The following is a 14264-nucleotide window of genomic DNA, read 5'->3' on the forward strand; positions in this document are numbered from 1 at the left end:
CAGGTCAAGACCCCGATCAACTCGGACAACGGCAACAAGCGCACCGACTACGTCCTGACCTGGGACGTCTACAACAAGACCACCGGCACCTGGATATCGGGCACCTCCGGCATCCCCGGCCTGAGCCAGAACGTCGCGGTGGAGGACCCCACCTCCAACACCCTCGGCCTGGAGAAGTTCTACGGCTACACCGGCAAGAACACCGGCGCCGGCGCCAGCATGATGAACAACATGGCCTCCGGCAACGTCGTGTGGTCGTACAACGGGTTCAACAACCCCGGCCGGGGCCTGAACACGTTCTTCCGGCTGGCCTACAACAGCTTGGACACCTCCGACACGGTCTCCGGCTACGGCTGGTCCATGCAGGCATCGGGGCCGATCCGGCTCGGGGCCCCGCTGGACTTCCACCCCAACCCCAACCCCACCGAGGTGCGCCTGCCCGACGGTGACGGCACCACCCACGTGTTCCGCTGGGACTCGGCGACGAGCTCGTGGAAGGCGCCGGCCGGTGTGCACTACAAGCTGGCCGCCAAGGCGGGTCTGGACTGCACCCCGCTGAAGGACCCGATCCCGGACGCCTGGACGATGACCCGTCCCGACGGCACCCGCTTCCTGTTCGGCTGCGACGGCTACCTGACCTCCACGGTGGACAAGAACGGCAACACCATGCTGTTCACCTACGAGGAGCGGAAGTCCAACAACAAGCCCACCAAGTTCCTGAAGTACATCACCGACCCCGCGTCGCGGCAGACGCTGACGGTGGACTACTTCAAGAAGGGCGACAACTCCTACGAGTACGTCTCGGGCACGGGCACCATCGCCACGGGCTCGAACCTGACCAACTCCAAGATCTACGACCACATCAAGTCGGTCACCGACGTCTCCGGCCGTAAGATCAACTTCTGGTACACGGACAAGGGCCTGCTCGGCCAGTTCACCGACGGCGTGGGCTCTTCGCAGCCGAAGGTGTTCAAGTTCACCTACGACGCCACGCAGGGCAACAAGAACGTCAAGATGGTGGCGGCCGCCGACCCCCGGGGCAACGCCACCAAGCTGGACTACTACGCCCCGCAGACCGGTGACGACCCGAAGTACCACTGGTGGACCAAGACCATCACGGACCGCCTGAACAACAACACGACGTTCGCCTACAAGGCGGACACGGTGAACCCGAGCTTCACCGACACCAAGGTCACGGACTCCGAGTCGCACGCCACGGACTACGTCCTGGACGACTTCGGCCGCCAGGTGAAGTCCACCAACGCCAAGTCCGAGTCCCTGGACATGTCCTGGGACGCGGACAACAACGTCATCCTCCTGAAGGAGGCGAACGGCGCCCAGACCACCTGGACGTACGACCCGAAGACCGGCAACCCGCTGACGAAGAAGGACGCGGAGGCCAACAAGAACGGCACCGCGGCGACGGTCTACACGTACCAGACCCGTGCGGACGGCTTCTCGGCCGACCTGTCCACCAAGACCTCCCCCGAGGGCCGCAAGTGGCAGTTCGGCTATGACGCCTTCGGCAACCTGAAGACGGTCACCGACCCCATGGGCGCCGCCACCACCTCGGTGCCGGACGACTACACCACCAAGTACGACTACGACGCCTACGGGCAGTTGACCAAGGCCACCGACGCCAACGGCAACGCCACCAACAACTCCGACTTCGACGTCATGGGCTACCCCAAGACGATCACCGACGCGGAGAACCACCCCACCTCGTTCGTCTACGACGAGCGCGGCCAGGTCACCTCGGTGACCGACGCGGCGGGCACCACCACCACCCAGACCTACGACGCCTTCAAGCGTCCGCTGGTCAACAAGGTGCCCAAGGACCAGGCGCAGGCGGTGTTCATCACCACTCCGGCCCCGGTGTACGACGCGAACGACAACGTCACCACCAGCACGGCCGCGGACGGCGTGGTCTCCACCGCGGTCTATGACCCGGCGGACCAGGTGACCGAGTCGACCGGCCCGGACAACAACCTGAGCGGTCGCACGACGCGTTACACCTACGACAAGGTCGGCAACCTCAAGACCACGACCGAGCCCAAGGGCGTGGCGACGACCTCCGTCCCGGACGACTACGTCACCACCAACAACTACAACGAGATCTACCAGCTCATGTCGGTGGTGAACGCCCAGGGCGACAAGGTCTCCTACGAGTACGACATCGTCGGCAACCCGGTCACGGTCATCGACCCGAAGAAGAACGCCACCGCCGACACCACCGACTACACCAGCAAGAGCTCCTTCGACCTCAACCACCGCGTCACCAAGGTCACCGACGCGGCGGGCAAGTTCACCACGAGCGAGTACGACAAGGACTCGCTGGTCGTCAGGAGCACCGACAAGGAGGGCAACACCAGCGAGGTCGTCTACGACCAGCGCGGCAAGACGATCGAGCAGCGGGTCCCGTACTCGACCGGCGTCGTCCGTACCACGAAGTACGAGTACGACCAGATGGGCAACACCACCAAGGTGATCAGCCCGCGCGGCACCGCGACCGCGGCCGTCGACGACTTCACCAGCCGCACCGAGTACGACAAGCTCAACCGTCCGGTCAAGCAGTACCAGCCCTACGACCCGGCGGACGCGCGCTACAACGACCCCAACGTCTACACCCAGACGACCTACGACGTGGTCGGCCGCACCTCGCGGGTCTCCGCGCCGCCGTCGGCGGGTCAGACGGTGCGTAACGACACCGACTACACCTACTTCGACAACGGCTGGACCAAGACGTCCACCGACCCGTGGGACATCGTCACCTCCTACGGCTACAACACGACCGGCCAGCAGGTCTCGCGCACCCTCACCTCCGCCGGCGGCTCCAGCTCGCGGACCCAGGGCTGGGCGTACTACCCCGACGGCAGCATCCAGGCCCGCTCCGACGACGGCGTGCCGGTCGGCGCCCACGTGGTGGTGGCCGACAACTCGGACACCCAGACCACGTCGGCGACCGGCACCTGGGCCACGGCTTCGGCCACCGGCCAGCAGGGTTTCGACCACCGCACCCACGCGGCGGGGACGTCGACGGACACGTTCACCTGGACCCTGAACGTCCCGCAGGACGGCAGCTACACCGCCTACGCGAAGTACCCGACGACCTCGGGCGCCTCCACGGCGGCGAAGTACACCGTCACCCACGACGCCGGCACCACCGACAAGACGGTCAACCAGACCACCGGTGGCGGCACCTGGGTCTCGCTGGGCTCGTACACGTTCAAGCAGGGCATCGCGTCCAAGATCACCCTGGCGACCGACGCCTCCGGCAAGGTCGTCGCCGACGCGGTGAAGATCGTCCGTACCGTCACCGAGACGGACACCGAGAAGAAGAACTTCACCTACTCGTACGACGCCAACGGCAACCTCGCCTCGATCACCGACACCTCCTCGGGTGCCAAGATCGACACGTACTCGATGACCTACACCGGCCTCAACCAGGTCCAGAAGGTCAGCGAGTCCCTGTCCGGCGTCGAGAAGAAGGCCACGTCGTTCACCTACGACGCCAACGGCCAGAAGGCGACGACGTCCCACCCCGACCAGTACGCGCAGTACATCTACGACCTGCGTGAGCAGGTCAAGACGGTGAAGGTCGGCAAGTCCGTCTCGGACGCCTCGCCGAAGGTCACCGACTACACCTACACCGACCGCGGCCTGCGTCTGAAGGAGACGAAGGCCAACGGCAACACGGTCGACTACACCTACTACCTCAACGCGGCGCTGAAGACCCAGACCGAGAAGAAGCCCAACGGCACCCTGGTCTCCTCGCACACCTACGCCTACGACGCCAACGGCAACCAGGCGCAGGACGTCGCGTCCAAGATGAACGCCGACAACCACGGCGCGTATCTGAACTCCACCACGGACTCCACCTACGACCCGGTCAACCGGCTCGCCCAGTCCGTCAAGACGGGCACCGGCGCGGGCACCGAGACGTACGTCCACGACAACAACGCCAACGTCGTCACCCAGACGATCAAGAACGTCACGACCAACTACACCTACGACCGCAACCGGCTCCTCAGCTCGAGCATCGGCGCCGCGAGCAACAGCTACAACTACGACCCGTACGGTCGACTGGACACGGTCGTCGCGGGCGGCAAGGTGGTCGAGGACCGGGACTACGACGGCTTCGACCACGTGGTCAAGAACGCCAAGCTGCAGACCGACGGGGTCACGACGAAGACGACCACGTACGTCTTCGACCCGCTGGACCGCACGGCGTCAAAGACGGAGGCCGGCAAGACCACCGACTTCAACTACCTCGGTACCTCCAGCGAGGTCCTGAACGAGGCCGTTGCCGGCGAGGTCACCAAGTCCTACCAGTACAGCCCGTGGGGCGAGCGCCTCACGCAGCTGAAGAAGAACACCGACGGCTCCGAGGAGCTCGGCGTCTACGGCTACAACGGCCACACCGACGTCGAGACCCTCACCGACACCACCGGTGACACCAAGTCGACCTACGGCTACACGGCCTACGGCAGCAACAACGACGCCGAGTTCACCGGCATCGACAAGCCCGACACCGCCCAGCCCGACAAGGAGGCGTACAACCCCTACCGCTTCAGCGCCAAGCGCTGGGACTCCGCCAGCGGCACCTACGACATGGGCTTCCGTGACTACAGCCCCGGCCTGAACCGCTTCACCAGCCGGGACATGTACAACGGCGCCCTGGCCGACATGCAGCTGGGATCGGACCCCTTCACGGGGAACCGCTACGCCTTCACGGGCGGCAACCCGATCAGCAACGTCGAGATCGATGGACACAACTGGTGTGAAGACGGGGCCTTCTGCCCCTACAACGACACCTTCGCCAAGGCGTGGGTCGGCGGTATCGGGCTCCTCACGGACACCCTTGCCAGCCCCGTGATCGCCGCCGAGCCGATCCTTCGAGAGAAGTGCCCTTCGTGCTTCGGAACCGCCGGTAATCCCAATGGAGTGGATCTGGGATTCGAATGGGTCACCGGCAGCGGCCCCAAGCATCGGGACTTCGGCGGAAACGACGCCTTCACGCAGAACCTCATGGACCACTACCACGTCCAGCGGGTGCGCGAGATCGCGGCCGACAACATCAACATCGGTAACTACAACCTGGGCGACCCGGTCAAGCAGAAGAAGGAGGACGACGGCAGCATCACCAACAACGGCTTGAACCAGTCGCTGAACACCAAGAGCCTCATCCTGGACTTCACGACCAACATGTCCGCGGCGTTCCTCGGCTCCTACACCATGGACTACACGGTCCAGTCGGTCGACAAGGAGGCGGGAACGGCGACCGTTCAGTTCCATGTGCAGAACACCAGCGACATCAACTCCGGTACGCACATCGGTCCGGGGGCCGGCGGGTACAGCCCGTGGTGGGACGAGCACATCGCCGAACCTCTCCTGGCGAATTACGCCACGGGGCGTTTCAGTGAGAAGACGCAGGACGTGACGTGGACGGAGACGATCGACCTCGCCGATCCCAAGGCTCCGTCGGGGCAGTCGGAGTCGTCACCCGGCCTGTTGGACAGCATTACGAATGCGCTGTCCAGCATCTTCTTCTAGCAGACTGACGCGCTCCCGCCGGTCGGTCGGCGGGAGCCCTTGAAAGCGGCCGGGCCGCTCCTGGGGACCCCAAGGGATCACCAGGGGCGGCCCGGCCGTCCGGAGCGACTGGAAGTAGACAGCATGAAATTCGGCGTATTGCGCAGCGGCGCAAGCCTCGCGGCTGCCACCTTGACGGCATTCGCTTCGACCGCTTGCGGGACGAACGAACCCACCTACGTGCACCCGGAGACCGTAAGTCATTCCGAATTGGTCGGCCGATGGGACGGAGGACGGGAATGCGGCTCGCCGCTTCCGGTGATCCGGCTGCGCGACGACTACACCTATACCGTCAAGGACTATCCGATCGAGTGGAACGGCCCTGTGCGGGGCCAGCAGGTGACACGCCGTTCGACCGACGGCACATGGCATGCGGTCACCAAAGACCCTGGCCGGCCACCCTATCTCGTGCTTCGTTTCGAGAAGGGGGGAGTGGTGGAAACAGATACCCTCGTCTTCACCGTGGACAAGGGGGCCCTGCGGATGGGTACGACGGTCGAGGCGCACGGGGATCCCGAACACACCTTCCCGTGCAGATTCAAACGCACTTCTACCGACCCTGAATTCGGTCGATAGCGGGTCTGTCGGCTCTGGGGGCGGTGTCCACCGCCGAAGCCCTGCGAGCTGGTGGGAGCGGTCAGCTCCGCCGCGCACCGCGGACTGAAGCGGCTCGCGACGGACATGCTGGAATGAGTGGTGAAGGCGGTATGCGGGAGCACGACGACGTCGAGGCGGCACTCGCCGCTGCCCTGCGCCCCGGGCGGGTGGACGATGCCGCGGCCCGAGCGGCCCTCGCCGCGTTCCGCGCCGCCCGCGACACGGGCCTGCACCGGCCCGGCGCACCGGGCGTCGCGAGGACTGGAGTCCCGTACCGGAATGCGGCACGGGACGCTCGCTGAAGACCGCACTCGCGCCCTGGCCGCGAGCCTGACCCCGGGCGGCGTGGCGTTCGCCGCGGCCGCGTCGCACGAACCCTTCGACGAGACCGGGGCCCGCGACGGGCGCGGTCGCTGACCGTGGTCCGGCCGTCTGGCCGGATGGTGTCCCTCCGCTCGGGCGGACCGGCGCCGGCGTGCACCCCGATACCTGTGTCGACAGGCTGGTACGCGTGTCCCCGCATCCGCCCCACGGGCCGGAGCCGCGGCCTCCTGCGGGGCGGCATTCCGTGCGAAGCCGTCCATCCGCGGAGCGACCGGGCCCGGCTGTGCGCAGACCTCCCAAGGTCTTCTGCTTCCCGTTCATGTGTTCGCCGTTGCTGCTTCACCGGTCTGTGGAGTGGTCAGCCCCGGACGCCGTGATTGTCATGCCCGCAGCCACGACGCCGCGTGGCCGATTGTCGGCCACGCGTGACGTCCGGGCGAAGGGGGCGGTTCCGTGTCTCGGCCACGGTTTCTCTTTGTGTCATGGGTGGACGTCGAGAGACGTCAGGTGCCGGACGTCTGGACGCTCCCCGCGTGCCGCCCGGAAGCGGTGAGCTGGCGGCTCGTCGGCGCCAACAACCACGAACTCGGACGCGGCCCCGAGCTCCACCGCGGCCACGCCGCCTGCAGCGCCGCCGTCACCCGGCTGCGCGCCGGTCTCGACCGCGCGGTCCCGCACGTGGCCATGACCTCCGCCGACGGCACCTGGACCTGGCAGCTCGCCGTGGACCAGCGCTGCGTGGCGGTCTCCGCCCGCGCCTTCCGCCGCCAGCGCGAGTGCCGCGACAGCCTCGGCCTCTTCCTCGCCGCGGCCGTCGAGGGCCAGGTGGCCGAAGGGGTGACGTACACCCGCCGGATGCGCGGCCTGCGGCTGCCCGACGCCGTCCAGGGGAACGTCTCTTGACCACCGTCACCACCACCGCCGACACCGAGGTCCCGCGGGACAGGACCGCCTCCAAGGACCCCGCCGACCGCGTCTTCCGCATCGGCGCCCGCGGGGCCGGAGCCGTCGTCCTGGTCACCATGACCCTGGTCGGCGTCTTCCTCGCCGTCCGCGCGGCCCAGGCCCTCGGCGGAGCCGGCGGCTCCTTCGTCACCACCCCGGCCTGGGAGCCCGACTCCCGGCACTTCGGCATCGCCGCCGTCCTGCCCGGCACGATCCTCATCGGCCTCACCGCGATCGCCTTCGCGCTGCCGCTCGCCCTCGGCACCGCGCTCTACATCACCGAGTACGCGCCCCGCAGGCTGCGCCGGACCCTGGTCAGCCTCGTCGACCTGATGGCCGCCGTGCCCAGCGTGGTCTACGGCCTGTGGGGCTTCTTCTTCCTCCAGCCGCACATCACCGGCCTCGCCCGCTGGATCTCCACCTACGTCGGCTGGATCCCGCTCTTCGCGGTGAACGGCGCCGATCCGGACGATCCGCTCGCCCCCGCCACCGTCTACACCTCCTCCACGTTCATCGCCGGGATCGTCGTGGCGCTGATGGTCACCCCCATCGCCTGCTCGGTGATGCGCGAGGCCTTCGCCCAGGCCCCGCCCGGCGAGCGCGAGGGAGCCTTCGCGCTCGGCGCGAGCCAGTGGGGCGTCATCCGCACCGTCGTCCTGCCCTTCGGCAAGGGCGGCATCATCGGCGGCACGATGCTCGGGCTGGGCCGGGCGCTCGGCGAGACCATCGCCGTCGTCATGATCATCTCGCCGGTCTTCGTCTTCCAGCCCCACATCCTGGAGAACGGCGCCAACTCCGTCTCCGCGCTGATCGCCCTGCGCTACGGAGCCGCCAGCCCGTTCGGCATGTCCGCGCTGATGGCCGCCGGCCTCTCGCTCTTCCTGATGACCCTCGTCGTCAACTTCATCGCGTCCTCCGTGGTCGCCCGCAGCCGGTCCGGAACGGGAGCCGAGGCATGACCCTCACCACCGAAGAGACCAGGCCGGCCGCCACGGTCACGCCCGACGTCGTCCCCGACGGCCCCGGCGCGCCCGCCGAGCAGCGTCGCACCACCTCCTCCCTGCACGCCCGCGACGTCTTCGCGCTGCTCGGCTCGGCCGCCGCGGCCGTGGCCCTGACCGCGACGCTCTTCGACCGCGTGCTGCCCTTCGACGGCTCGCTCGGCTTCGCCGTCGTCCTGTACCTCGCCTTCATGGCGCTCTACGCGGTGCTGATCTCCCTCGACGAGAACGGCGCCACCATCCGCGCCCGGCTCGCCCAGGCGGTCGTCCACGCCCTGGCGCTGCTGCTGCTCGCCGCGCTGCTCTTCATCGTGGGCTACGCCCTGTGGCGCGGCCGGGAGGCCCTGCCCCACCTGAACTTCTTCACGGAGGACATGTCCGGCACCGGACCCCTCCAGCCGATCACCGACGGCGGCATGCTCCACGCGATCGTCGGCACCCTCCAGCAGATCGGCATCTCGCTGCTGATCACGGTGCCGCTGGGACTCGCCTGCGCGGTCTTCCTCAACGAGGTGCCCGGCCGGTACGCGCGGTTCGTCCGCACCATCGTCGAGGCGATGACCGCCCTGCCGTCCATCGTGGCCGGCCTGTTCATCTACGCCACCGCGATCCTCGCCCTCGGCCTGGGGAAGTCCGGCTTCGCCGCCGCCCTCGCGCTCTCCGTGATGATGCTGCCGATCATCATCCGGGCCTCGGACGTCGTCATCCGGCTGGTGCCCGGCTCGCTCCGGGAGGCCTCGTACGCGCTCGGCGCCGGGCAGTGGCGCACGGTGTGGACGGTCGTCCTGCCCACCGCCCGCTCCGGGCTCACCACCGCCGTGATCCTCGGCACCGCCCGCGGCATCGGCGAGACCTCGCCGGTGCTGCTGACCTCGGGCGCCGCGACCGGTCTCAACCTCAACCCCTTCGAAGGGCCGCAGACCTCGCTGCCGCTGGCCACCTTCACGCTGGTGGCCTCACCCGAGAAGAACATGATCGCCCGCGGCTTCGGCTGCGCCGCCCTGCTGATGGCCCTGGTCCTGCTGCTGTTCCTGCTCGCCCGGGTGATCGGCGGACGCGGACCCGGCCAGCTGAGCCGGAGTCAGCAGCGACGCCGGGCCGCCGCCTCGCTGAGGGACCTGGAGCGGATGGGGGCCGGCACGGACGGGCCGGCCGCGGTCCCCGGCCCGGCCGAGGAGCCCGGCACCCCGCCGCCACCGGTCGGCTGACCGCCCGCCGACCGTCCCCGTACGACCGCTCCGCCCGCCACCGATCAGGAGACCCCGATGTCCGGACGCCCACCGGCCCGCCCCGCGAGCCTGCTGCGGCGCACCCTGGCCGTGCTCGTCACCGCGCTCGCCCTCGTCGTGCCCGCCGCTCCGCCCGCCGCCGCCGAGAGCTACGTACCGGTCTCCGGCGCGGGCTCCACCTGGAGCCAGAACGCCCTCGACCAGTGGCGCGCCAACGTCAAGCAGTACGGGATGACGGTCAACTACAACGGCACCGGCTCCTCCGACGGCCGCAACCAGTTCCGCAACGGCACCGTCGACTTCGCGGTCTCCGAGATCCCGTACGGCATCAACGACTCCGGCGTCGCCGACCCGCCGCCCTCGCGGAAGTTCGGCTACATGCCGATCGTCGCGGGCGGCACGGCCTTCATGTACAACCTGCGGATCGGCAACCGCCGGGTCACCAACCTGAGGCTCTCCGGCGAGAACGTCGCCAAGATCTTCACCGGCGTCATCACCATGTGGAACGACCCGGCGCTCAAGGCCGACAACCCCGGCATCGCCGCGAGCCTCCCGGCCCGCCGGATCGTCCCCGTCGTCCGCTCCGACGGCTCGGGCACCACGGCCCAGCTGACCACCTGGCTCAGCAAGAAGCACCCCGCCCTGTGGGACGCCTACTGCGGCCAGGCGGGCCGCCGCACCCCCTGCGGACCGACCTCCAACTTCCCCGTCGTCGGAGGCAAGGGCTTCGTCGGCCAGTCCGGCTCCAACGGTGTGTCCGGCTACGTCGCCCAGGAGGGCAACGTGGGCACGATCACCTACGTCGAGTACTCGTACGCCGTGTCCACCACCGGCTTCCCGGTGGCCAAGATCCTCAACGCCAAGGGCTACTACACCGAGCCCACCGCCCAGAACGTGGCGGTCTCGCTCACCCAGGCGGACATCAACCCCGACCTCACCCAGAAGCTCGACGGGGTCTACGACAGCACCGACCCGCGCACCTACCCGCTCTCCAGCTACAGCTACATGATCGTCCCGACGGCGGTGGAGTCGAACTTCAACGCGCAGAAGGGCAAGTCCCTCGGCGCCTTCGCCTACTACTTCCTCTGCCAGGGCCAGCAGTCGGTCGACCGGCTCGGCTACTCGCCGCTCCCGATCAACCTGGTGAAGGCCGGCCTGACCCAGGTCCGCAGGATCCCCGGTGTGGTCGCCGAGTCCATCGACATCAGGAAGTGCAACAACCCGACCTTCTCCAGCGACGGCACCAACACCCTCGCCAGGACCGCCCCGATGCCGCCCCCCTGCGACCTCAAGGGCGCCCAGCAGTGCGGCACCGGCACCGGCGGGGACAAGACCCCGACCCCGACGAACGGTTCCTCCGGCGGCACCGGCGCCGCGGGCGGGGCCGGCGCCTCCGGCGGCGCGACCGGCGGCACCGGGGGGACGGCCGGCGCCGGCGGCACGGGCTCGGGCGGCGCGGCCTCCGGCGGTACGGCGGGCGCCTCCGGCGGCGCGGGCTCGGGCGGCGCGGCCTCCGCCGGGACCGGCGGCGGTGCCGCGGGCGGCACCGGTGGATCGGCGGCCTCCGGCGGGACCGGCGCGACCACCGGCGGCGCGCTCGACCCCGTGACCGGACAGCCCGTCGTCCAGGGCGACACGGGCGGTGCCGCCGGCGACGGCTCCGGCGGTACGGCCGGCGGCGACCTGTACGGCGTCCCCGTGACCACCGCCGCGAGCATCGGCGGCGGACTCCAGACCACCCTCATGATCGTCGGCGCGCTCCTGCTCATCGGCGTCACCGTCGGCCCGCCGCTGCTGCACCGGCGCCTCGCCGACGCCCGCCGCGCGGGGGAGGAGTCCCGATGACCCCGCCCCGCCCCGTACGCCCGGGCCGCCTGCGGGCCCTCCTCGGCACGCTCTGCCTGGCCCTCGTCCCGGTCGTGGCCACCGTCGGCACCGGCCTCGACCCGGCCGCCCCGCCCGCGTACGCCGCCACCGGCGAGAGCTCGGCGGTGACGGTCTCCGGCACCGGCGACTTCGCGGGCCTGAGGATCACCGTCGGCCAGACCCGCAACCTCGTCAACCAGGTCATCCGGATCAGCTGGACCGGAGGCGCGCCCACCGTCTCCGACACCGCCTACGCCGCCAACTACCTCCAGATCATGCAGTGCTGGGGCGACGAGAACGGCCCCGGCACCGACCAGTGCCAGTTCGGCGGCTCCTCCGCGCTCGGCGCGGGCGCCGGCAACCAGTCCGCCGGCGCCTACACCAACGGACGCCAGCTCAACTACGGCCCGACGCTCAAGGACTCCGAGAACCAGCCGCTGCCCCCGCCCACCCCCAGCGGCATCTCGTACGCGCCCTTCCGCTCGGTCACCGGCGACGAGGTCAGCCCCGGCAACTGGAACGAGTTCTTCGACGTCAACAGCACCAACGAGATCCCGTACGCCCGCACCGACGCCAGGGGCGCAGGCGAGGTCTACTTCGAGGCGCAGTCCGGCGTCGAGGCCCCCGGCCTCGGCTGCGGCGCCCCCGTCGAGCAGCAGGGCACCGTCACCGGCCGCGGCTGCTGGCTGGTGATCGTGCCGCGCGGCACGACCGAGATCGACGGCACCTCGTACACCACCCAGTCCGGCGGCCAGCTCCAGTCCTCCCCGCTCAGCCCGGCGAACTGGAAGCACCGCATCACCGTCCCGCTCGGCTTCGAGCCCATCGGCAGCTACTGCCCGATCGGCGCCGACGAACGCGGCACCCTCGGCAGCGAGATGGCCGCCGAGGCCATCACCCGCTGGCAGCCGTCCCTCTGCCGCACCGGCGACGGCGCCATCTACGGCTACGCGCAGGTCCCCGACGCGACCGCCCGCGTCAAGCTGCTCTCCGGCACGCCCGGCATGGTCTTCGTCGGCCGCGCCGCCGACCGCGGCGACTCCGGCCGCACCCCCGTCTACGCCCCGGTGGCCCTCTCCGGCATCACCCTCGCCTACTCCATCGAGAGCCAGGCGGGCTTCCGCGCCCCCGACGAGGTGCGGCAGCGCAACGGCACCCGGATGACCACCCTGCGGCTCACCCCGCGACTGGTCGCCAAACTGCTCACCGAGTCCTACCCGGACGGCGTCTCCCGCTTCGCCGACAGCGTCGCCGGCAACCCCGTGAACCTCGGCCGCGACCCCGAGTTCCTCCGGTACAACCCCGAGTACGCCGACCTCGACTTCGGCGGCAAGCTCGGCGACGCCCTCGTCCCGCAGCCGCTCGCCGACACCACCCGGCAGCTGTGGGAGTGGATCGCCCAGGACCCGGCCGCCGCCGAGTTCCTCAAGGGCACCCCGGACGACCGGGGCGCCCACGGCGACCCCGGGAACTCCGGCATGAAGGTCAACCCGCACTACAAGGACGCCACACTGCCCCTGGACTCCTTCCCCAAGAGCGACCCGTACTGCCAGGCGTTCGAGGACCGGCCGGAGCACCCGCTCTGCATCCAGGACAAGCACCCGTACGCCACCGACATGCACGCCGCCGCGCGCGCCGCCGGCCGGGGCGACACCCTGGCCCGCACCTCCTGGGACGCGACCGCGACCCCGCCCGCGTACAAGAAGGACCCGCCGCAGCCGGCCGGCCAGCGGGCCGTGCTCGCCGTCACCGACACGGCCACCGCCGAGCGCTACGGCCTGATGCGCGCCGAACTCCTCAACGGGGCGGGTGAGTTCGTCGCCCCCGACGCGGCCTCCCTGACGGCGGCCGCGAAGGTCCGCAAGCCGGGGGCGGACGGGGTGACCGTGCCCGACCCGGGCACCCGGGACCCGGCCGCCTACCCGCTCACCGTCCTCACCTACGCCGCCACCGTGCCGGCCGACCTCACCGCCGCCGAAGGCCGCGACTACGGCACCCTGCTGACCTACGCGGCCGGTGCCGGACAGACGCCCGGAGTCGCCGCGGGCAACCTGCCGAGCGGATACGCCCCGCTGCCCGAGGCGCTGCGCGAGCAGACCCGCGGCGTGGCGCGGAAGGTGGTCGCCGACGCCGGGAAGACCCCGACGACCGGGACGCCCACGCCCACCGCCACGGCGACCACCCCGGCCCCGACCGCCGTGCCGACGTCCACGCCGCCCGCCGGCGGCGGCTCCGGTTCCGTCACGGTGACCGGGGGCTCCGGTTCCGTCACGGTCACCGGCGGCTCCGGGGGAGCGGGCGCGGCCGGCGGTTCGGGCGGCGACTCCGGTGGCGGTTCCGGCGGTTCGGACGCGGCCGCCGGCGGTTCCGGCGCGGGCTCCGGCGGTTCGGCTACGGGTTCCACCGGAGCGGCCGGCGGTACGGGAGCCTCCCGGAGCCCCGGTCCGACTCCCGCGCACTCGCCCACCGCCGCCTCGCCCGCCCCGGGCGCGCAGACGGTCACGGCCGTGGGCGCCCCCACACCCGCCTGGACGGTCGGCGCCGTACGCAACGCGCTGCTCGTCTGTCTGATCCTCGGCGCCCTCGCGGCCTTCGCGGGCCCGGCGCTGCCGAGGTACCTGCCCCGTCTGTTGGCGGCCGCCCGTCACCGGATGGGGAGGTGATACCCGAAACCTTCGATTCGTCCGCGCCAACGGAAGCACCGCACACG

Annotated in this window: 8 protein-coding genes; all 8 read left to right on the top strand. The window is 70.1% G+C overall.

From position 1 onward, the window contains the following. Positions 1-5553, top strand: a 5553-nt coding sequence (locus ACF07V_RS08455) for an RHS repeat-associated core domain-containing protein (protein ID WP_392152397.1), incomplete at its 5' end; no start/stop codon positions are given. Between the two features lie 123 nt (positions 5554-5676). Continuing rightward, complete coding sequence (locus ACF07V_RS08460) at positions 5677-6168, top strand: hypothetical protein (RefSeq protein WP_392152399.1); 492 nt, start codon at positions 5677-5679, stop codon at positions 6166-6168. 131 nt (positions 6169-6299) lie between these two features. Then, entirely contained in the window at positions 6300-6491 is a 192-nt protein-coding gene (locus ACF07V_RS08465) for a hypothetical protein (RefSeq protein WP_392152401.1), read from the top strand. 508 nt (positions 6492-6999) lie between these two features. After that, positions 7000-7416: a hypothetical protein gene (locus ACF07V_RS08470; RefSeq protein WP_392152403.1), complete on the top strand. Its 417-nt coding sequence runs from the start codon at positions 7000-7002 to the stop codon at positions 7414-7416. After that, a complete protein-coding gene (gene pstC, locus ACF07V_RS08475) occupies positions 7413-8417 on the top strand; it encodes a phosphate ABC transporter permease subunit PstC (protein WP_392152405.1) in 1005 nt (334 codons plus the stop codon). Before ACF07V_RS08470 ends, pstC begins: the two co-directional genes overlap by 4 nt. Next, positions 8414-9667 (top strand): phosphate ABC transporter permease PstA, encoded by a 1254-nt coding sequence (gene pstA, locus ACF07V_RS08480; protein WP_392152406.1) that lies wholly within the window; start codon positions 8414-8416, stop codon positions 9665-9667. Before pstC ends, pstA begins: the two co-directional genes overlap by 4 nt. 57 nt (positions 9668-9724) lie before the next feature. Then, the gene (locus tag ACF07V_RS08485; protein ID WP_392152407.1) at positions 9725-11533 is read left to right on the top strand and encodes a phosphate ABC transporter substrate-binding protein PstS; all 1809 of its coding nucleotides are present in this window, start codon (positions 9725-9727) and stop codon (positions 11531-11533) included. Next, positions 11530-14217: a hypothetical protein gene (locus ACF07V_RS08490; RefSeq protein WP_392152409.1), complete on the top strand. Its 2688-nt coding sequence runs from the start codon at positions 11530-11532 to the stop codon at positions 14215-14217. The genes ACF07V_RS08485 and ACF07V_RS08490 overlap by 4 nt, the downstream gene beginning before the upstream one ends. Positions 14218-14264 lie beyond the last annotated feature (47 nt).

The sequence above is a fragment of the Streptomyces sp. NPDC015661 genome, from assembly GCF_043077765.1.
Lineage (GTDB): Bacteria > Actinomycetota > Actinomycetes > Streptomycetales > Streptomycetaceae > Streptomyces.

Excerpts from the sequence above, each read along its gene's own strand:
- ACF07V_RS08460 (WP_392152399.1), top strand. The coding sequence starts at position 5,677 with ATGAAATTCGGCGTATTGCGCAGCGGCGCAAGCCTCGCGGCTGCCACC.
- ACF07V_RS08465 (WP_392152401.1), top strand. The coding sequence starts at position 6,300 with ATGCGGGAGCACGACGACGTCGAGGCGGCACTCGCCGCTGCCCTGCGC.
- ACF07V_RS08490 (WP_392152409.1), top strand. The coding sequence starts at position 11,530 with ATGACCCCGCCCCGCCCCGTACGCCCGGGCCGCCTGCGGGCCCTCCTC.
- ACF07V_RS08485 (WP_392152407.1), top strand. The coding sequence starts at position 9,725 with ATGTCCGGACGCCCACCGGCCCGCCCCGCGAGCCTGCTGCGGCGCACC.
- pstA (WP_392152406.1), top strand. The coding sequence starts at position 8,414 with ATGACCCTCACCACCGAAGAGACCAGGCCGGCCGCCACGGTCACGCCC.